Source organism: Shewanella oncorhynchi (genome assembly GCF_030848765.1).
In the GTDB taxonomy this organism is placed as follows: Bacteria; Pseudomonadota; Gammaproteobacteria; order Enterobacterales; family Shewanellaceae; genus Shewanella; species Shewanella oncorhynchi.
The window spans coordinates 1,465,597-1,483,724 of sequence record NZ_CP132914.1; the positions used below are offsets into that span (position 1 = coordinate 1,465,597).

Annotated in this window: 17 protein-coding genes and 2 pseudogenes; 15 read left to right on the top strand and 4 right to left on the bottom strand. The window is 43.9% G+C overall.

Annotation, left to right across the window (positions count from 1 at the left end; genetic code table 11):
- Nucleotides 1-186: 186 nt before the first annotated feature.
- Nucleotides 187-1,458 (top strand): SLC5/6 family protein, encoded by a 1,272-nt coding sequence (locus RA178_RS06600; protein WP_028761316.1) that lies wholly within the window; start codon nucleotides 187-189, stop codon nucleotides 1,456-1,458.
- 113 nt (nucleotides 1,459-1,571) lie between these two features.
- On the opposite strand, the gene RA178_RS06605 is transcribed toward RA178_RS06600, so the two are convergent.
- From RA178_RS06605 to RA178_RS06615, 3 genes are read right to left on the bottom strand one after another with little or no spacing between them, the layout of a single operon-like run.
- The gene (locus RA178_RS06605) at nucleotides 1,572-3,191 is read right to left on the bottom strand and encodes a methyl-accepting chemotaxis protein (protein ID WP_168823013.1); all 1,620 of its coding nucleotides are present in this window, start codon (nucleotides 3,189-3,191) and stop codon (nucleotides 1,572-1,574) included.
- 44 nt (nucleotides 3,192-3,235) lie between these two features.
- On the bottom strand, nucleotides 3,236-3,646 hold the full coding sequence (locus RA178_RS06610; RefSeq protein ID WP_306684991.1) for a type 2 periplasmic-binding domain-containing protein: 411 nt from the start codon (nucleotides 3,644-3,646) through the stop codon (nucleotides 3,236-3,238).
- A gap of 9 nt (nucleotides 3,647-3,655) precedes the next feature.
- Nucleotides 3,656-4,732 (bottom strand): porin, encoded by a 1,077-nt coding sequence (locus RA178_RS06615; protein WP_306684992.1) that lies wholly within the window; start codon nucleotides 4,730-4,732, stop codon nucleotides 3,656-3,658.
- Nucleotides 4,733-5,442: 710 nt separating this feature from the next.
- On the opposite strand from RA178_RS06615, the pseudogene RA178_RS06620 reads away from it, so the two are divergent.
- From RA178_RS06620 to RA178_RS06645, 6 genes and pseudogenes are all read left to right on the top strand, one after another.
- Nucleotides 5,443-6,216 (top strand): annotated as a pseudogene (locus tag RA178_RS06620) (IS110 family RNA-guided transposase); the annotation flags it as partial.
- Nucleotides 6,217-6,334: 118 nt separating this feature from the next.
- Nucleotides 6,335-6,772 carry an IS200/IS605 family transposase gene (gene tnpA, locus RA178_RS06625; protein WP_306682077.1) on the top strand — a complete coding sequence of 146 codons (438 nt, stop codon included), beginning with the start codon at nucleotides 6,335-6,337 and terminating at the stop codon, nucleotides 6,770-6,772.
- 60 nt (nucleotides 6,773-6,832) lie between these two features.
- Nucleotides 6,833-7,018 (top strand): annotated as a pseudogene (locus RA178_RS06630) (IS110 family transposase); the annotation flags it as partial.
- A 227-nt stretch (nucleotides 7,019-7,245) separates the two neighbouring features.
- Entirely contained in the window at nucleotides 7,246-8,388 is a 1,143-nt protein-coding gene (locus tag RA178_RS06635) for a transglutaminase-like domain-containing protein (protein ID WP_306684993.1), read from the top strand.
- Between the two features lie 16 nt (nucleotides 8,389-8,404).
- Nucleotides 8,405-8,722 carry a hypothetical protein gene (locus RA178_RS06640; RefSeq protein ID WP_049821785.1) on the top strand — a complete coding sequence of 106 codons (318 nt, stop codon included), beginning with the start codon at nucleotides 8,405-8,407 and terminating at the stop codon, nucleotides 8,720-8,722.
- A complete protein-coding gene (locus tag RA178_RS06645; protein WP_028761311.1) occupies nucleotides 8,719-9,003 on the top strand; it encodes a heavy-metal-associated domain-containing protein in 285 nt (94 codons plus the stop codon). Before RA178_RS06640 ends, RA178_RS06645 begins: the two co-directional genes overlap by 4 nt.
- Nucleotides 9,004-9,156: 153 nt before the next feature.
- Here the strand turns inward: RA178_RS06645 and RA178_RS06650 are convergent, their stop codons facing one another.
- Nucleotides 9,157-9,681, bottom strand: a complete 525-nt coding sequence (locus tag RA178_RS06650) for a hypothetical protein (protein WP_306684994.1) — start codon at nucleotides 9,679-9,681, stop codon at nucleotides 9,157-9,159.
- 273 nt (nucleotides 9,682-9,954) lie between these two features.
- On the opposite strand from RA178_RS06650, the gene RA178_RS06655 reads away from it, so the two are divergent.
- The 8 genes from RA178_RS06655 to RA178_RS06690 are packed head-to-tail and all read left to right on the top strand — an operon-like array spanning nucleotide 9,955 to nucleotide 18,103.
- Nucleotides 9,955-10,908 (top strand): YbgA family protein, encoded by a 954-nt coding sequence (locus RA178_RS06655; RefSeq protein WP_306684995.1) that lies wholly within the window; start codon nucleotides 9,955-9,957, stop codon nucleotides 10,906-10,908.
- A 60-nt stretch (nucleotides 10,909-10,968) separates the two neighbouring features.
- Nucleotides 10,969-12,000: a MerR family transcriptional regulator gene (locus RA178_RS06660; protein ID WP_306684996.1), complete on the top strand. Its 1,032-nt coding sequence runs from the start codon at nucleotides 10,969-10,971 to the stop codon at nucleotides 11,998-12,000.
- The gene (gene phrB, locus RA178_RS06665; protein ID WP_306684997.1) at nucleotides 11,987-13,489 is read left to right on the top strand and encodes a deoxyribodipyrimidine photo-lyase; all 1,503 of its coding nucleotides are present in this window, start codon (nucleotides 11,987-11,989) and stop codon (nucleotides 13,487-13,489) included. The genes RA178_RS06660 and phrB overlap by 14 nt, the downstream gene beginning before the upstream one ends.
- Before the next feature lie 23 nt (nucleotides 13,490-13,512).
- Nucleotides 13,513-13,959: a nuclear transport factor 2 family protein gene (locus tag RA178_RS06670; protein WP_306684998.1), complete on the top strand. Its 447-nt coding sequence runs from the start codon at nucleotides 13,513-13,515 to the stop codon at nucleotides 13,957-13,959.
- The gene (locus RA178_RS06675; RefSeq protein WP_306684999.1) at nucleotides 13,959-14,759 is read left to right on the top strand and encodes an SDR family NAD(P)-dependent oxidoreductase; all 801 of its coding nucleotides are present in this window, start codon (nucleotides 13,959-13,961) and stop codon (nucleotides 14,757-14,759) included. The genes RA178_RS06670 and RA178_RS06675 overlap by 1 nt, the downstream gene beginning before the upstream one ends.
- Nucleotides 14,756-16,006 (top strand): NAD(P)/FAD-dependent oxidoreductase, encoded by a 1,251-nt coding sequence (locus tag RA178_RS06680; protein ID WP_306685000.1) that lies wholly within the window; start codon nucleotides 14,756-14,758, stop codon nucleotides 16,004-16,006. Before RA178_RS06675 ends, RA178_RS06680 begins: the two co-directional genes overlap by 4 nt.
- Nucleotides 16,003-16,827 carry a DUF1365 domain-containing protein gene (locus tag RA178_RS06685; protein WP_263255239.1) on the top strand — a complete coding sequence of 275 codons (825 nt, stop codon included), beginning with the start codon at nucleotides 16,003-16,005 and terminating at the stop codon, nucleotides 16,825-16,827. The genes RA178_RS06680 and RA178_RS06685 overlap by 4 nt, the downstream gene beginning before the upstream one ends.
- Nucleotide 16,828: 1 nt before the next feature.
- Nucleotides 16,829-18,103 carry an SAM-dependent methyltransferase gene (locus tag RA178_RS06690; RefSeq protein ID WP_306685001.1) on the top strand — a complete coding sequence of 425 codons (1,275 nt, stop codon included), beginning with the start codon at nucleotides 16,829-16,831 and terminating at the stop codon, nucleotides 18,101-18,103.
- Nucleotides 18,104-18,128: the final 25 nt, after the last annotated feature.

Sequence of the window (18,128 nt, forward strand, 5' to 3'; positions counted from 1 at the left end):
GTTTTATTGCAATTATTTTTTAATGAATTTCATTTGTCACAGCAGTTTGTGCGCTATTTATCTCGTTTTCAGTCAAGTTGTGAGCTTTAACTCTTTGTTCAACAAAAGTTGAGTATTTTGATTGCTGAGTTTGTTTTGTTCAAATATATTTGCACAAAATAATGCCAACTAGGTAAAGGTGAAATGATGGATGCAACAATTACTGCTGCACAGTGGAAAGCAGATACCCGCTTCGATAGTACGGATTGGGGCTGGATTATCATGAGTATCGGAATGGCGATTGGCGCGGGGATCGTATTCTTGCCTGTGCAGGTCGGTTTGATGGGGTTATGGGTTTTCTTACTGTCTGGCATTATTGGCTATCCTGCCATGTATATGTTCCAACGGTTGTTTATCAATACCTTAGCGGAATCTCCAGAATGTAAGGATTACCCGAGTGTGATTTCGGGTTACTTAGGTAAAAACTGGGGTATGTTGTTGGGTGGTTTGTATTTCATCATGCTGGTCATTTGGGTGTTCGTTTATTCAACGGCCATTACAAACGACAGCGCCTCATTTTTGCAAAGTTTTGGGGTCACCAAAGCGTTATTGTCAGAAAATCCTTTCTATGGTTTAGCCTTGATCTGCGGTCTTGTTGCTTTAGCCTCCCGCGGTGAGAATCTTTTGTTTAAGATCTCTACTTTTATGGTACTGACTAAGTTGGGCGTTGTCGCAGTGCTAGGGTTATTGATGGTGGATAAATGGGATATCAATAATATCGGCGCTATCCCAGCAACGGGAGATTGGTTGAAAGATGCGGTCGTTATGCTGCCCTTTACGCTAACATCGATTCTGTTTATTCAAAGTTTAAGCCCTATGGTGATTTCATACCGTTCGCGGGAAAAATCCCTTGCGGTAGCGCGCTTTAAAGCGATGCGCGCTATGAATATTGCCTTTGGCGTCTTGTTTGTCGTGGTGTTCTTTTATGCCGTGTCATTCACCCTAGCAATGGGACATGATCAGGCCGTGCGTGCATCGGAAGAAAATATCTCGGCTCTTGCTATGGTTGCCCAAGGTATGCAGGGACAAACACTGAAATTGCTGAGTTTAACCTTGAATATTTTTGCGGTGATGACGGCTTACTTTGGCGTATATCTTGGTTTTAGGGAAGCTTGCCAAGGATTGACCATGAACATGCTGCGCCGTTATATGCCTGAAGATCGTATCAACAAAAAGCTTGTGGGTTACGGCATCATGATTTTTACCATTCTATTATCTTGGGGCGCGATTGTGTTGAATGCGCCAGTGCTGAGCTTTACGTCGATTTGTAGTCCAATTTTTGGTTTAGTCGGTTGTTTGATACCCGCTTATTTAGTGTACCAAGTACCTGCATTACATAAGTACAAGGGCGTGTCGCTGTATATCATTATTATCACAGGCTTATTGCTGTGCGTATCCCCCTTCTTAGCGTTTAGTTAACACGGATAAAGTGGTACAAAAAGATAAGCTTTAAGGAATTAAAAAACCGGTATTAAGTGTAAACTCAATACCGGTTTTCTATGTTGGGCAATCATCTCGATAATGCTCTATGGTCAAAGTTTGAATTGAGATGTGGCGTTTTTCAGTTCATCGGCAAAATCGACTAATCCCTCAGAAACATTGCGAACCTGCGACAGAATTTGCAATGTCTGTTCAAATGAAGCATTCATATTGACGACGTTATCGACCACTTGAGAAGCAACCGAGGCTTGCTCCTCCGTTGCTGAGGCGATGTGAGTATTCATACTATTGATACTGACAATTTGTTGTTGAATTGATTTCAGTGCACTCCCTGTATTTTGAGCATTGGTTTCATTTTCAGATGACTTCGACATCGCCACATTCATGGTATTGACCGAGGAAATGGCCGCCGTTTTAAGGTTTTGTAACACATGGCGAATTTCAGTGGTTGCATCGGCTGTTTTAGAGGCGAGAGCGCGGACCTCATCAGCGACTACGGCAAAGCCTCGTCCCTGCTCACCCGCGCGGGCGGCTTCGATGGCGGCATTAAGTGCCAACAGGTTGGTTTGCTCGGCAATAGAGGTAATCACATTTAAGATAGAAGTGACATTTTCAGTATCTCTGGCGAGCTCGTTGATCGAGTTAGAAGCCGCCTGAATTCCTGTATTTAATTGCTGTGAAATATCAATTGTGCGCTGAACGACTGTCATACCTTGCATCGCTTCTTTCTCCGCGACCTGTGCTGCACTGGCGGCTTGGCGGGCATTTTGCGAGATTTCGATGACAGAGTGACGCATATCTTCCATTGAGACTTGTACTGCGCTGGCATCATGGCTTTGCCGCTGGGTGGCATGCGTCGCATCTTCCATGCGCTGTTTCAGTGAGCGCGAGCTATCAAGTAAGGGATCGGTAACATTCACCACCCTTCGAATAGAATCTCCGAGCAAGCGAAGAAATCGATTGAAGTTACTTGATACTTGGCCGAGTTCATCACTACCAGATACTTTGAGCTGATGACTAAGATCGCCTTTTCCATCGGCCAGCTCACTCAGTGACTGGGCGACATTACGCGCAGATGAGCTGATAGCGCGTGCTATGGCAATAGTGACAATCAACATCACGATCAGCAAAGCGATGCCTATGGAGAGGGTGAGCCACAAACTCTGCGCAGATCTGTCGCCAGCTTCTTTTATCGATTGTTTAAATTCGAGTACTTTGCTTTGTTTGTAATCTTGTATTTCATTAAGTACAGCTTCATAGGCTTGGGATTTTTCTTGGCTGATCTGACCAATGTTTGCCATATCAATCGTACCCGCCAACATGCCTTTAGCCAGCTTAATCGTCATGTCGTTATAGCGGGTTAATTTAGCGGATAGATTGCTGAGTTTATTGGCTTGTGAGGGATCGACACTATCTAATTGTTGTAGGTTTTTACGTAAAGATTCATACATAGTACCTGCATTTGTTAACAGGTCTTCGTCGGCAAAAGAAACCGATTGAGTGTAAAGTTCATCGAGTCGTTGGATAAAAAACACGTTTTGATTGGCGAGTTCAACTCTTTGGTAAACTTGCTGCTCCATATAATTAAGTGTGGTGCGATTTTTATTTATGGAGATGACACTAATGCTTAAGTTTAAAGCGAAAATGATGACAGCTAAAATAAATATCGCGATAACTTTTTTAAAAATAGAAATATCATTAAAGAAATTCATCCCTTGCCCCCAAGTTGTGCCGAGCTTGAGCTCGGCACTCCAATCTAAAACTCGGCAATAACTTTTACCGAATCATTGGCCTCACTACTATCAATATAGCCAATAATATTGGGGTTCGATGCAACTAATTTTATCATCTCCGCCCCACTAGTGACTTCCTTGGGTGGCGTTCCTTTGCCTGTAAATACTTTTTGTGACCAATATGACTTAAGTTGGCTGGATGACTTGCCCAGCACTTTAGTATCAAAGGTTTCCCTTAAGGGCATTGCACTGTCAAGATTGACCGGCACGGCCTGCGCTCCATCAGGAAAAGTCTTTGTTTTCCCTAGAAAAATATTTTCAATAACCTTTTGGTCGACAGTGTCTGCATTACTGGGATGAACGATGACAACCACACCAGCAAATAGTGGCATTGAGACTAAGCTGAGTAGGATTAAGCAAAGTAACTTATTCATTTCTCTCTCCTAAAATACTAAGTCAATGCCAAGACTGATGGATTTCGAATCCCCTGCGACTTTCATCCCTGGGCCACCGTCATCTTTAACGTCATCATACTGAATTTTAAAGGCCGCCGAAGGATGGAAATCCCAACGTATACCTGCAGAACTTGTATGGTGAACTTCACCGCCGTCACCATCATTGAAGTCCGAATAGGAAATGTAAGGCATCACTGAATCGATACGATAGCCGAACGAGAGAAGATAAGTATCTAGATTACTCCCATCGAGATCTAAGCGGTTAAGCTCAGATAAAAAAAGGAAATTCTCATAATCTATATTAACGGATAGGCCATAAAACTTACCCGTACGTTGGTTGCTACCATTCCATTCCTGCTGAATACCACCAATATAACGTTCGTTAGTATATTGCATATGCGTGAGGCGAATATCTAACCAATCTTTATTGAATTGAACAACAATACCGCCTATATCCTTCCATACTTCTCGGGTATTTTCGAGGAAGAAAAAATCAGATAAAAGCTTATTAGGTTCGCTATCTTCGCTACCGTAATAAACTTGTCCAGACATAGTCCAGTCGCCAATTAAATAGTTATATAAGGCGCTGACACCTGTGTAGTTAAATATTTGCCATGTGTAATTATCTGCGGGTGGACGTACCCAAGGATAAGCATATCCAACATCAAAAAAGTCACTGTAATAGTAGAGCGGTAAGCGTTTTTTACCTCCTTGTACTGTCCAATGCTCATTGATCTCATAGGACAGATAAGCCCATTCGAAACTTGCCGAAAAGTCATCAGCCCCCCGGGAAACAACCTGTGCAGTGGCAGATAAACCTTCGAGCAAATCCGCTGAGAATTGAATACCAAATAAGGTATCGGGTTTGAAACTAATATCTTCATCATAGGCGCCAACGAGTGGATAGTCGGCGAGAAAGGTGGGGCCTAAATCAAACTCTGCAACGCCCGAACCTTCGAGAACTTGACCAGCAACAACTGAGGCAAAACCTGAAATGTTGACTTCTGCATAGGCGGTGGAGCTGAGCAAAAGTGAGCAAAGACCTAATGAAAGCTTATGTTTCATAAAAAAGCCCTTTAAGTGAGTATATTCGTTTTTAAGCCTAGAACAGGCACAAACATACGCAAACTTTAATTAAACATTTTTGCAACATGGTGGTCTGGCTCCCATTTTGAAAGATAAGTTTGATATTTTATGAGTAAAAAGCGTTAGGTAATTCGAGCTAACTTAAGTCAAAACTGTAAGTTCAATATTCTAAATTTGGAATGATTACTCAGCCATACCATTAAACTGTTCAGGTGAGACTGTGATCTCCCTGAAAACTGTTTCGAAAATTTGCCAAAGAATATTACTGATTTTGCTAAATGAGAGACTCAAAGCTTGAGTGAAAAGTGGTGAGATAATTATCTTTATTAACAACATTAGCCAAAGCTAAATATGGTTGTTATTTAGCCTTTAGATTATAAAAATAACGTAATTGATACTTTTTTATTAAACTAAAATTGTTTTTTTACATAAAAATGCTCTAAATCTATCATTGATTATGCTTGTATGGATAATAAACTCACCTGATTACAAATAATTTCCAGTTTCGGGTAATGTGAGACCCAGGCTTTAGCTGCAACTAAAGCTTTCCTTGTCGTAGTTCGATTGAACGCTGGCTCCTCTATTGAGAGACCGATAACAAGAAAGAACGCGACAAAGGACTCCAAGCAAAATACTCGAATAGTCTACAGGGTCTCGAACCCGCATTTGCAAGCAAGAGTTAGCTTATTATGAAAACAACTTCTAATCAAAACATTAATGTAGGTGTTGATACTGGCAAGTTTCAACTCGACATTTATATCCGCCCTCTCAATATCTATTTCACTGTATCGAACGATGAAAAAGGGATTAAAGAGGCCGTCAAAACTATTAAAAAATACACTCCTGAGCGCATCGTTATCGAAGCGACAGGTCGTCTTGAAATGCCCTTCATTATGGCCTGCGCTGAGGCAAACTTACCTTTTGTCATCGCAAACCCTGTTCACATAAAACGCTTTGCTGGTGCCATTGGTCAACGGGCAAAAACTGACAAGCTTGATGCGCAACTTATAGCGCATTACAGCGAAGCGATTAAGCCGATCTTATCAACTTTAAAACCTGATGTAATGCGTGCTATGAGTGATTTAGTCGCAAGACGAAATCAACTATTGGTGATGCAGACGATGGAAAAAAACCGCCTTCAAATATTGCCAAAAGAACTTGAAATGACCATTAAACCTATTTTAACGGCGTTCAAAAATCAGATTGAAAAGATTGAAATAAAAATCGTTAAACTCATTGAGTCAAACCCTGATTATCAAGCGAAAAATATACTGCTTCAGAGTATGAAAGGTATCGGTAAAATCGCCGCAGCTTCCATCATCAGTAACTTACCAGAATTGGGTTATATCAGTAACAAGGAAGCAAGCGCATTGGTCGGTGTGGCACCGATGAATAAAGAAAGCGGGCGCTTTAAAGGCATGCGAAAAATACAAGGAGGAAGGCATCAAGTGAGAACGGTTTTATTGTCATCCCAAAACCACCGCCTCTGGCGGTGGTGATTGTTCCTTGAGGCTATAGCCTGAATTACGCCCATGCTAAAAGAGACTTCTTATTCACCACAAGTAAGAGGAAACGAAAAGCATGGGCGATTATAGAAGTTCATCACATGTTTATTGGCGTTGCAAATATCATATTGTTTGGACTCCGAAGTACCGTTTTAAAATATTAAAAGGAAACCTTGGTAAGGAGTTATACAGGTCAATTTATATCCTTTGCAATATGAAGGGTTGTGAGGTTTTAGAATTAAACGTTCAGATAGATCACGTTCACTTGGTAGTCATAATCCCGCCGAAGCTGTCAGTATCAACGCTGATGGGAGTATTGAAAGGAAGAAGTGCGATAAGGCTATTCAATAAATTCCCTCATGTACGTAAAAAGCTATGGGGCAATAGCTTTTGGGCCAGAGGTTATTTTGTAGATACAGTAGGTGTTAATGAAGAAATCATTAGACGATATGTGCGCCATCAAGATAAACAAGATCAGGAAGATGAGGCTCAATTGTCGTTGCAGATGATGTAGGTTCTTGGAATAGCCCCTTCCAGGGGCAAGTCAAAGCCGCCTTCTAAGAAGGCGGATTCTTTACATATGGCAATGATGTCAGCCATACAATCTAACCCGGTTTTTAAGAGCACCTATCAGCGATTAGTTGCCACAGGGAAACCTAAAAAAGTGGCTATCATTGCCTGTATTAGGAAGATGGTGGTGACGTTAAATTCGATGTTGAGAGACGGTGCCCTATGGGAAGCGCCAAAAGCGATAAATTAGTTATTGACGCCATAGTCTCTTGTTAAGTCAACGTCGATATTTATTCCATTTTCATAAGTATGCCAGCGCTGTAGCATATTTTACTGAGTCTTTTTCTCCGATGTAGTGGTTTTATACTGTATGGTTAGCGGCTTGATTGCTGCACAGTGCTATAGCACCTATAATCTTGCTCTCTTATGTTGAGTTTCTCTTCTTCCTAAACATGATCCAATAAAAGGAATGTCATAATGCAAAGACGCAATTTTTTAAAAAGTGCGGCTATTTTGTCGACTGCGGGTTTTATCACGCCAGTACTGGCATCTTCCTCTAAATCGAGTGTCGTTGAACATAGCTCAAGCGATGGACGCCGCCGTTTTATCTTAACCAACACTTACCATCTTGTTGCCCCAGAAGGGTCTGAGGGTGTGGTTAAGTTGTGGATCCCTTTGCCCGAAGACACGCAATTCCAATTGGTGAGTCAGCTGAATTTTACGGGTAGTTTTAAAGACGCCTATATCAGCTCAAACAACAGTTATGGCGCCAAAACCCTGTTTGCGACTTGGCCCGATGCCAAAGCGAACATGACAATAACGGTTGAGCTTGATATTGAAACGATAGATTGGGAACCCGTTAAAAGCGGCGCCTTAACCCATTACCGCACCCCAGAGCAGATACGTTATCCTGCAGATGTTGAACGTTATTTGCTGCCGACTAAACACATGCCTATTAATGGTATTGTGAAGCAAACAGCAGATAAGATCGTTGGCAGCGAGACTGAACCACTGAAGCAAGCACGACTGATTTATCTTTGGGTTAGCGCTAATATGTTTCGTGATAATAGCGTGATTGGCTGTGGTACGGGTGATGTAGCAAGTATCCTCGAAAGTGGCAAGTTAGGCGGTAAGTGTACCGATATTAACTCAGTATTTGTGGCGCTAATGCGCGCAGTGGGGATCCCTGCCCGTGAGATGTTTGGGATTCGCTTAGGTCAGGCGATCAAGATGGGCGAATACTCTAAAAAGGCCTTTGGTAGTGCTGATGACAAAGGGGTTGCCGATGTCAGTGGTGGTCAACATTGTCGCGCTATGTTCTATTTAGCGGGTTATGGTTGGTTGCCAGCCGATCCTGCTGATGTGACAAAAATGCGTTTGACGGAGAAAAAGGAACACAGCGATCCCGCAGTTCAGGCCGTGAATGATTACCTCTTTGGCAATTGGGAAATGAACTGGGTTGGCTTTAACTATGGCCGTGACTTTGATTTATTCCCTACAGCCGAACAGACACCACTGAATAATTTTGGCTACCCGTATGCGGAAGTTGATGGCGATCCCGTGAACTATTATGAGCCTAAAGTGTTTGCCTATGACTACCAGTCAACCGAACAACGCTAAGGGCCTCTTTGCGACTATGGCCGCCGCAGTGGTTGCTGCGGTTGCTTCAAGCCTATGCTGTATTGCACCGCTTATTTATCTGGTGTTCGGGGTGTCGGCCGCAAGTCTGTCGGGGATTGAGCAACTGAGCTGGCTGCAAGTGCCCATGTTGATACTGTCGACTGGGCTGATTCTGATGGGATTTTGGCGGCTCTATTTTGCTAAAAAGCCACTGTGTACAGCGACGTTGAGTCGTACTCAGATGCTGTGGCTGTACTGGTTAACTGTACCTGTTGTGCTGGCATTTCAGTCATATCCTTTTGTATTACCTTGGTTATTAGAGGTGCTTGAATGAAGTTAGTGTTATTTCTCGCCTTAAGTCTGTGTTCAGCGTCGAGCTGGGCGGCAAACGTGTTGGTCACCTTAGATGTTAAGGGCATGACTTGTCCGCTGTGTGTCACTGTCGTGAATAAAGCGCTGCGTAAAACCGATGGGGTGATTAAGGCCAAGGCTTCGTTAAAAACAGAGCAAGCCTTAGTGACAGTGCCAGAGGATTTTAATCTAGATAGTTTGCTTAAGGCCGTCGACGAAACTGGGTATAAGGGCAGTATTAATAAGGTAGAAAAACAATCCTAAGCGTTGGTGTCTTTAGTAACGGATTGAGCGACATTATAAAATATCAGTCTAGCTTCAAATGATTAGACTGATATTTCACCGAGAAAATACACTCTGTATCCCACCTGTTACTTCCTTCATTGCCTATTTTTTCCTTTGCGGGTCATTTCTTCGTTAGCTGTAATACACCTCGGGCTCGATACGACGTTGCCGCTCTTCATTTTTCTCCGATGATTCCTTAATCAGATCCAATTTTTGCGCTTGCAGTAATTCTAGTTGCTTGGCTTTTTGTTCTTCAGATAGATTTTCATCGGCGGCAACCTTCGCCATTTCTTCATCTATCTTATTAATTTTATCCCTATCGACTCCTGTACGGTTATCTAAAATAGCCTGCATGGCTTTGTCCAACCTGTTGATGTTTTTGTCTGGTTCAGGTGTGCCTGCAATGGCTTGCACATTACCCGTGTAGCCTTGTTTGGCGTTAGGGGCCAGATGGCTATAGGTATCGGCAGTCGTTACCGATGCTGCAGAGGAGAGCATTACAGTATCTTGGCTTATTGATGACGTTAGATTCGCCGCCGTCATTGAATTTGCAAGAGTTCCTAGGCCATTTGTGCTCGGCTCGACTTGCTTGAGTGGCACATTGGCATAACTTTTCGCAAAGGTATTGGTATAACTATTGGGGTTAATTGTGCTCATATTCGACTCCTTTATGTATGAATCTGTCCCTTGGCCACCTGCGGTTTAAAATGTTGAGCGGTTAACTAATGGGTGTTGCTGGACGTTTCAATATTATCTGATGACAACTTTGCAATTTGAATTAGCAAGTTATAGGCCAAGTTAGGTTTATTTGTGGTTGATTTATCAGGAGTCGCTGTTAAACGATACTTTTAAAAAATATTTATACAAAAACTTGATCCTTGTACAACTATGGTCCGTAATTAAAGACATAGTGATACAAGGAGTCGACTTATGTACAAGTTTAACCCGCAGCGAATTCAGATTGGGATCAGCGCTTGCTTATTAGGGGAGAAGGTTCGTTTTGATGGCGGACATAAAAATTCGACCTATTGTAATCAAGAAATTAAGCAATTTTTCGATTATGTGCCCATCTGTCCTGAAATGGCGATTGGCTTAGGTGCCCCCCGGAAAAGTATCCGACTAGTCCGTGATGGGGAAACCATCTTAGTTCAGAGTGGTGACGGTAGCTTAGATGTGACCGATAAGCTCAATGAATACAGCGAAAACAAGGTTGAAGAGCTCGATTTCCTCGGAGGATACTTACTTTGCGCTAAGTCGCCAACCTGCGGCATGGAGCGGGTAACAGAGTATAAAATTGGCACTAACAATGGTTCTAAGTCTGGCATTGGTGTATTTGCTCGCAAGTTGATGGAACGATATCCACTATTGCCCGTGGAGGAAGAAGGCCGCTTGCATGACATGGTGCTGCGGGAGAACTTTTTCACCCGCGTTTATGCCTATCACGATTGGCACCTGATGAAACATGAAGGGCTGACTAAGCATAAGTTAGTGAAGTTTCATTCCCGCTATAAATACCTATTAATGGCACACAGCCCGACATGGTATCGCGAGCTTGGTCCGATAGTGGCCAATATTGAGGATCTTGAGCAAAGCGCGACCCGCTACTTTGAAGGCTTTATGACGGCGCTGAAAATTAATGCGACCCGTAAAAATCATACTAGTACGCTGCAGCATATTCAGGGTTACTTTAAAAAGCATTTGAGCAAAGAGCAAAAGATAGAACTGTCTGAAACGATTATGAAATATCGCCAAGGTCTATTGCCGTTATTAGTACCTATCACGCTCATTAACCATTATTTACGCGAATTTCCAACACTTTATATTGAAGAGCAAGTGTACTTAAATCCTCATCCTGAGGCGTTAAAGCTGCGCTATGCCTATTAATCTTTACCTAATCGCATTCAGTTGATTTTAGCTTTTGATTTAGTGAGTTATTACTGAAATATGAAACAAACTATAGAGAACACGGCCCACACAGAACCCAATGGTGAGATATTACTCCCCATCGGTGAAGTGTCGGCCTTAACGGGCGTGAATGCCGTGACCTTAAGGGCATGGCAGCGCCGTTTTGGTTTAGTGATCCCTGCACGTACACCCAAGGGACACAGATTATATACGAGCGAAAATATCCAAGAAATCCATGAGATTAATGCATGGCTAGCTAAAGGTGTTGCGATCAGTAAGGTTAAACCTTTGCTGATGAGTGCTGCTAAATCTTCATTTACAGAAATAGTTCAAACTCAAGCCATTGATTTATGGTGCGAGCAAGTCACTGCGCTCAATACGGCATTATTCGATTTCAATCAGCACAAATTACAGCAGATATTAGATGATGCATTTGGCTTATATCCTTTCCAATTGGTGAAAGAAAAGTTGCTACAACCTTGGCTTAATCAACTCGAGGACTTAGTGAATGAGCGGCTTGATGCCGAGTTAATTATTGCTTGGTTAAAGAGCGAGTTACTTAACCGAGTGGGTGGACGTCATGCCTTTAATGGGCAGGCCGTGACGGCGAGAATCGCTGTGGTGAGTCTATCCCGTGGGGCGCATACCTCGCTTAATTCCACCCGCACTAACATTTTGTTTTCTCTACTTCTATCGCTCGAGTTAGCGTCGCTGCGGGTATCGGTTATTGATCTTGGCGAGCAAGCCATGGGCAGTTTACCTTTGCTGCGAGGCAGGCTTAACGTCGATGCACTTTTGCTTATTCCCGACTCAAATCATTCGGGTTCTGAACAGACTGAAATGCTGACTGTATTGGAACAAATGACTTTCCCATGCTGGTTTATGGGGCCTTTTGCGCCAACGTTAAGCTTTTTATCTGCTTTTTTGGCGTCTTCGACGACGGACTTGATTGGGAAAATACCATCTCGTTTAGCGGGGAAGGTGAATAGAAGTCGTAAGCACAGTGGAAAGATGAATACCGTGAATCAAAGCGAGCAGATAAATAGCGAGAAAAACAATGACATTAGCTAACGATTCAATGCAAATAGATTCAATTCCAATAAAAGTGCAGGGCAATAATGCACTGATGTGGTTTCGCCAAGATTTACGCCTTGCCGATAATCAGGCATTAACCGCCGCTTGCGATTGGGCGCGGGAGAATGGCGTGGCACTTAAGGCCATTTACATTGCTACGCCAACCCAGTGGCAGCGCCATGACGTTGCATCAATTCAGTTGGATTTTATCGAACGTCATATCAATCTACTTGCCCAAGGGCTGGCGAGTCTTGGTATTGGATTCGAGTTAATTCAGTTAGATACCTTTGCTGATGTACCTGAGTTTATCGGTCACTATTGCCAGCAACAGGGGATTGGTCGAGTGTTTGCTGGTCGCGAGCCTGAGATTAACGAGCAACTGCGAGACCAAGCCTGTATTCAGGCGGGTATTCCTCTAGTGTTAACCGAAGAACACTGTTTGCTTAAGCCGGGCACTGTGCTGAATTTATCCGGCGACATGTACAAGGTTTTCACTCCTTTTAGCCGTAAGTGGCGAGAAATTGCCGCCCGCCATGCCATTTTGCCGCTTCCTGTTCCGGCGCCACTTGGGCCTGTGTTGGCCGAGCCAAAGCCGCTTTTGTTTAACAATGTCACTAAAGTGTCGAGTGAACTTTGGGCTGCGGGAGAAGGGCAGGCGAAGCGTTTGCTCTCGGCATTTATTCAGCAGAAAGTGCAGGATTATAAGCAAGATAGGGATTTCCCCGCCATTGATGGTACTAGCTCAATTTCACCCTATCTGGCCATTGGTGTGGTTAGCCCAAGACAATGCGTTGCCGCGCTGTTGCATCACTTCCCTGAGGTGATTGTCGACGACACTAGCCCTGCTCGTACTTGGTTAAATGAGCTTACTTGGCGTGAGTTTTACCGTCATTTGCTGGTGGCATTTCCCGATTTATCTAAGAATCACAATTTCAATCGTCAAGCCGACCATGTGCAGTGGCGCAATAACCCGCAGGAGTTTGCTGCTTGGTGTGAAGGTCGTACTGGCTATCCGATTGTGGATGCGGCTATGCGCCAACTCAATCAAACGGGTTGGATGCACAATCGGCTGCGTATGGTGGTGGCGAGTTTCCTGACTAAACATCTGCTGATTGACTGGCGCTGGGGCGAGCGCTATTTCCGCCAAAAACTGATTGATGGTGACTTAGCCGCGAATAATGGCGGCTGGCAGTGGTCTGCGGGTTGTGGCTGCGATGCTCAACCTTATTTCCGTATTTTTAATCCTATAAGCCAGAGTGAAAAGTTTGATCCAGATGGCAGCTTTATCCGTAAGTATTTACCAGAGCTCGCATCTTGGGGAATTAAGCAATTACATCAACCCAGTACAGCGCAGACACCGTCCTTGTTTGAACAGCCGTTATTCAACACTAAAATGGCTTATCCAAGTGCGATTGTCGAGCACAGTGCAGCAAGAGCAAGGGCATTAACCGTATTAGGCGTATTGAAAAAGGCCGCGGCCCAATAAATAGGATCAGGAGCAATAACCAGATGACAAACCAAGCGACGGCTGAGACTAATACGCTTGTTGATGATTTTATTCAGCTTTATCAAGCTTTGAATAAAGATAATTTGCACCTGTTAGCTCAGGTTTACGACGACAATATTAGTTTTACCGATCCTATGCATCAAATCACAGGGCTAGAGGCGTTAACTCAGTACTTCGCGAAGTTATATAAGAATGTTAAGCATATTCAGTTTGAGATCAAAGAAGTGCAGCAGGATGCGAATCAAGCCGCGCTGTTTTGGCAGATGGAATATAGCCACCCTAAGTTGAATAAAGGCGGACTTATCCGTGTTGATGGCATGAGCCAACTTAAATTTAACGACAAGATTTATTTTCACAGGGATTACTTCGACTTAGGGCAAATGTTGTATGAGCATTTACCTTGCATGGGCGGCCTTATCCGCTTACTCAAAGACAGGGCGGCAAAGTAATGGACGTTGTTAAGCCGATGAAAATAAATACAGTGCTGATTACAGGTGCAAGCTCAGGCATTGGATTGCAACTGGCGCAAGACTATTTAGCTTTAGGTTGGCATGTCATTGCCTGTGGCCGCTCCCAAGAAAGGTTAGATACGTTAGCCTTGAATGAACTAGTAGGTGTCACGCTGTTAATTTTTGATATATCCCAGCGCGACCAAGTTCAACAAGCTGGCCAAAATGTAGCTGAGCTATTGGTGAAAACCGATTCTCAGCTCGATTTGGTCATTTTGAATGCGGGCAGTTGTGAATATATTGATGATGCTAAGGCTTTCGATGATGTGTTGTTCGAGCGCGTTATCCATACCAATCTAATTGCAATGGGATATTGCCTCGGGGCATTTTTACCTTTAATGCCAAGGGGTTCACGTATTGGCTTAATGAGCTCCAGCGCTATTTATTTACCTTTCCCTCGCGCTGAAGCTTACGGCGCCTCTAAAGCCGGCGTGCAGTATTTAGCCTCGAGTCTCGCGCTCGATCTTGCCAAGAACGACATAGGCGTGAGCTTGATTTGCCCGGGTTTTGTGGCGACACCACTGACCGCAAAAAATGATTTTTCTATGCCAATGCAAGTGAGTGTACAAACCGCTTCTAAGGCGATACGTAATGGGCTGAAAGGTGGCAAGCGCGAGATCCATTTTCCGCGACGCTTTACTTATCTATTGAAGTTGATGTCGTTTTTACCTGCCTTTGTGTGGCAAAAAATGATTGCAAACGATACTCAAGCCAAGCCGCTAAAGGACAAGAGTTTATGAAAAATATCGCCATCGTCGGCACCGGCATTTCTGGATTAACCTGTGGCCATCTATTAAGTGAGTCGCACAGGGTCACAGTGTTTGAGGCCAATGACTATATCGGCGGCCACACGGCGACAGTCGATGTGGAGCATCAAGGGCAAACCTACGCTATAGACACAGGTTTCATCGTGTTTAATGACAGAACGTATCCACGATTTGAACGTTTATTGGCTCGCCTTAATGTCACCATATTACCGACTGAGATGAGTTTTAGCGTGCACAATGCTCTGACTGGGCTTGAATACAACGGCCACAATTTAGGCAGTTTGTTTGCCCAAAAGCGTAACCTCCTGAATCCACGCTTTTGGGCCTTTTTAAAAGAAATATTGCGCTTCAATAAAGGCTGTAAGGCACTCTATCAACAGGATATTTATCCCGAAGGTAACTTAGGTGATTATTTAGACAATGAACACTTCTCACCATTTTTCGCTGAACATTACATTTTGCCCATGGGTGCGGCGATTTGGTCTTCGAGCATAGAAGATATGCGCGCGTTTTCGTTGAAGTTTTTTATTCGTTTCTTCCAGCACCATGGTTTATTAAATGTCAGTGATAGACCCCAGTGGTATGTGCTAAAGGGTGGCTCGCGTAGTTATATTCCTGATCTTATTGCGCCCTTTAAAGACAATATCCGCCTTAACTCACCTGTGACAGGTATTGAACGCCATGGCAATGGGGTGAAGTTACAAGTTCACGGTGAATGGTTGGAATTCGATGAGGTGATTTTAGCCTGTCATAGCGACCAAGCACTGCGGATGTTAAACGATCCTACGCCAACAGAACGCGCCATTTTAGGCGACCTCAGCTACCAGAATAACGATGTGGTGCTGCACATGGATACGCGTATTTTACCGAAGCGAAAAGCCGCTTGGGCGAGTTGGAACTATCGATTAGATGGTAACCTAAAACGTCCAGCGTCAGTGACTTACAACATGAACATACTGCAACAGTTGCCAGCCAATGCGCCGACCTTTTGTGTCACCTTGAATCAGTCAGAGTTGATTGATGAGTCGAAAGTGATACGCCGCTTCAATTATGCCCACCCAGTGTTTAACGAAGCCAGTCTTAAGGCTCAGGGCCGCCGTGAGGAAATATCCGGGCAAAATCATACCCATTTTGCTGGCGCCTATTGGCACAATGGTTTCCATGAAGATGGCGTTCGCAGTGCACTTGATGTGTGTGCCCATTTTGGTGTCAGCCTATGACAGGTTTAAATGTGACAGGTCTAAATATGACAGAGCTCAATAGCGGTATTTATTACGGCACTGTATCCCACAGCCGTTTTACGCCGATTAAACATAGCTTTAGTTATGCCATGGCGCTGTTGGCGATTGATTTAGATGAAGTCGATAAGATCAGTGCCATGGGGAGAGTTTTTGCCAGCCAGCATCGCGCTTTATTGAGATTCAATCCTAAAGACTATTTAACTTCTTTTACGACTAAATCCAATGACAGCGGTGAAGTGGCTGTTGTCGATCCGAGCGCAGCTGCACTTAAGAGTCGCGTATTGACTCAAGTGGCAGCGTTAGGCGCAGATAAACTGTGCGATCGAGTTTTGTTTGTGGGTCAGATCCGCCATTTTGGCGTGTATTTTAGCCCAGTAAATTTCTACTTTTGTTATCAAGATCAAACGCCTTTATACATGTTGGCCGAGGTGAGTAACACGCCTTGGGATCAGCGCCATTGCTATTTAGTCGATTTAGCCGCGCCCAAACCTTCTGACAAAGTGTTTCACGTGTCTCCCTTTATGACTCTCGATATGCGTTATCTCTGGCATGTGTCTGCGCCGAGTGAAGACTTAAACATTGGTATTGAAAACAAGTCGATGCAAGAGAATGGCAAAAAACTGTTTAATGCCAATTTAGTGATGAAACGTCAACCAATCACGGCGGCCAATTTACGGACACTTTTGTTTCGCTTCCCTTTCATGACTCTCAAGATCTTCTTCGGGATTTATTGGCAAGCGCTAAAACTCTTTTTTAAACGTGTGCCCTTTGTGCCGCATCCAGCTCAGATGGAGAAATAACATGGAAAATACGGCTTCGCAAACCTCAGTCACCACAGGGAAACTGCCCGACAGTATTGCGCGTAAAGTCTTGCTTAAGGCGCTTGAAAGTCTCCCACATGGCTGCTTGACCTTGGTTGAGGGCGACAAGAGTTATCGTTTTGGTGAGAGTCATACCGACTTGCACGCCACGCTTGTGGTTAAACACCCGAGTTTTTATCGTCAAATCATGCTTTCAGGCTCCATTGGCGCGGGTGAAGGTTATATTCAAGGCCATTGGACGAGCCCTGATCTCACCAAAGTCGTACAACTGTTTGCCCGTAATTTAGCCTTACTCGATAAGATTGAAGCCAAATTCTCTTGGTTAACTGGCACGATAAACCGTGTGAAGCATGTGCTGAATCGCAATTCTCAAGAGGGCTCCAAGCGGAATATTCTTGCCCACTATGATTTGGGTAATGCTATGTATGAGCAATTCCTCGACCGTGAAATGTTGTATTCGAGCGCGCTTTATCCCCATGAGGAAGCCAGTTTGCAGGAAGCGCAGTTGTTTAAGCTGATAACTATTTGCGAGCGGCTCGATTTACAGCCGGGTCAAACCTTGCTTGAGATTGGTACTGGCTGGGGCGCGCTGGCTATTTATGCTGCTAAGCATTATGGCGTGCACGTGACAACAACAACGATTTCAGATGCGCAATACGCCTATACCAAAGCCCGTGTCGAACGCGAAGGGCTAAGCGATAAAGTGACGCTGCTGACAGAGGACTATCGCAATCTCACTGGGGAATACGACAGGGTTGTTTCTATCGAGATGATTGAAGCGGTAGGGCATGAGTATTTGCCAGGCTTCTTTAAAAAGCTGGAAACATTGTTAAAACCCAATGGGCGCATGCTGCTACAGGCGATAACGATTGCCGATCAACGTTATGACAGCTATCGCAAAAGTGTGGATTTTATTCAGCGTTATATTTTCCCCGGAGGCTGCTTACCCTCAGTGAGCCAAATGGTCGGTCACATTGCCAAACAGACGGACATGGTGGTCTGGTCGCTCAATGATATGGGGCTCGATTACGCTAAAACCTTAAAACATTGGCATGAGAATTTTGATCATGCGATAGGCGAAATCCAAGCTTTAGGTTATGGCGATGATTTTATTCGGATGTGGAAATTTTACCTAAGTTATTGTGAAGGTGGATTTTTAGAACGTACCACAAGCACAGTGCATTTAGTGGCTGTGCGTCCGGACTATCGCATTGCTAGCCATCATCTCCCAAGCCATAGCCCTAATGCGACGTAATTTGTTTTGATTAAGCAGTCACTTT

Bases quoted from the DNA above. Each gene is read 5' to 3' on its own strand.
- RA178_RS06610 (WP_306684991.1), bottom strand. From the start codon at position 3,646: ATGAATAAGTTACTTTGCTTAATCCTACTCAGCTTAGTCTCAATGCCA.
- RA178_RS06645 (WP_028761311.1), top strand. From the start codon at position 8,719: ATGAAGTTAGTGTTATTTCTCGCCTTAAGTCTGTGTTCAGCGTCGAGC.
- RA178_RS06690 (WP_306685001.1), top strand. From the start codon at position 16,829: ATGGAAAATACGGCTTCGCAAACCTCAGTCACCACAGGGAAACTGCCC.
- RA178_RS06650 (WP_306684994.1), bottom strand. From the start codon at position 9,681: ATGAGCACAATTAACCCCAATAGTTATACCAATACCTTTGCGAAAAGT.
- tnpA (WP_306682077.1), top strand. From the start codon at position 6,335: ATGGGCGATTATAGAAGTTCATCACATGTTTATTGGCGTTGCAAATAT.
- RA178_RS06680 (WP_306685000.1), top strand. From the start codon at position 14,756: ATGAAAAATATCGCCATCGTCGGCACCGGCATTTCTGGATTAACCTGT.
- RA178_RS06605 (WP_168823013.1), bottom strand. From the start codon at position 3,191: ATGAATTTCTTTAATGATATTTCTATTTTTAAAAAAGTTATCGCGATA.
- RA178_RS06660 (WP_306684996.1), top strand. From the start codon at position 10,969: ATGAAACAAACTATAGAGAACACGGCCCACACAGAACCCAATGGTGAG.
- RA178_RS06635 (WP_306684993.1), top strand. From the start codon at position 7,246: ATGCAAAGACGCAATTTTTTAAAAAGTGCGGCTATTTTGTCGACTGCG.
- phrB (WP_306684997.1), top strand. From the start codon at position 11,987: ATGACATTAGCTAACGATTCAATGCAAATAGATTCAATTCCAATAAAA.
- RA178_RS06685 (WP_263255239.1), top strand. From the start codon at position 16,003: ATGACAGGTTTAAATGTGACAGGTCTAAATATGACAGAGCTCAATAGC.
- RA178_RS06655 (WP_306684995.1), top strand. From the start codon at position 9,955: ATGTACAAGTTTAACCCGCAGCGAATTCAGATTGGGATCAGCGCTTGC.
- RA178_RS06670 (WP_306684998.1), top strand. From the start codon at position 13,513: ATGACAAACCAAGCGACGGCTGAGACTAATACGCTTGTTGATGATTTT.
- RA178_RS06640 (WP_049821785.1), top strand. From the start codon at position 8,405: ATGGCCGCCGCAGTGGTTGCTGCGGTTGCTTCAAGCCTATGCTGTATT.
- RA178_RS06615 (WP_306684992.1), bottom strand. From the start codon at position 4,732: ATGAAACATAAGCTTTCATTAGGTCTTTGCTCACTTTTGCTCAGCTCC.
- RA178_RS06675 (WP_306684999.1), top strand. From the start codon at position 13,959: ATGGACGTTGTTAAGCCGATGAAAATAAATACAGTGCTGATTACAGGT.
- RA178_RS06600 (WP_028761316.1), top strand. From the start codon at position 187: ATGGATGCAACAATTACTGCTGCACAGTGGAAAGCAGATACCCGCTTC.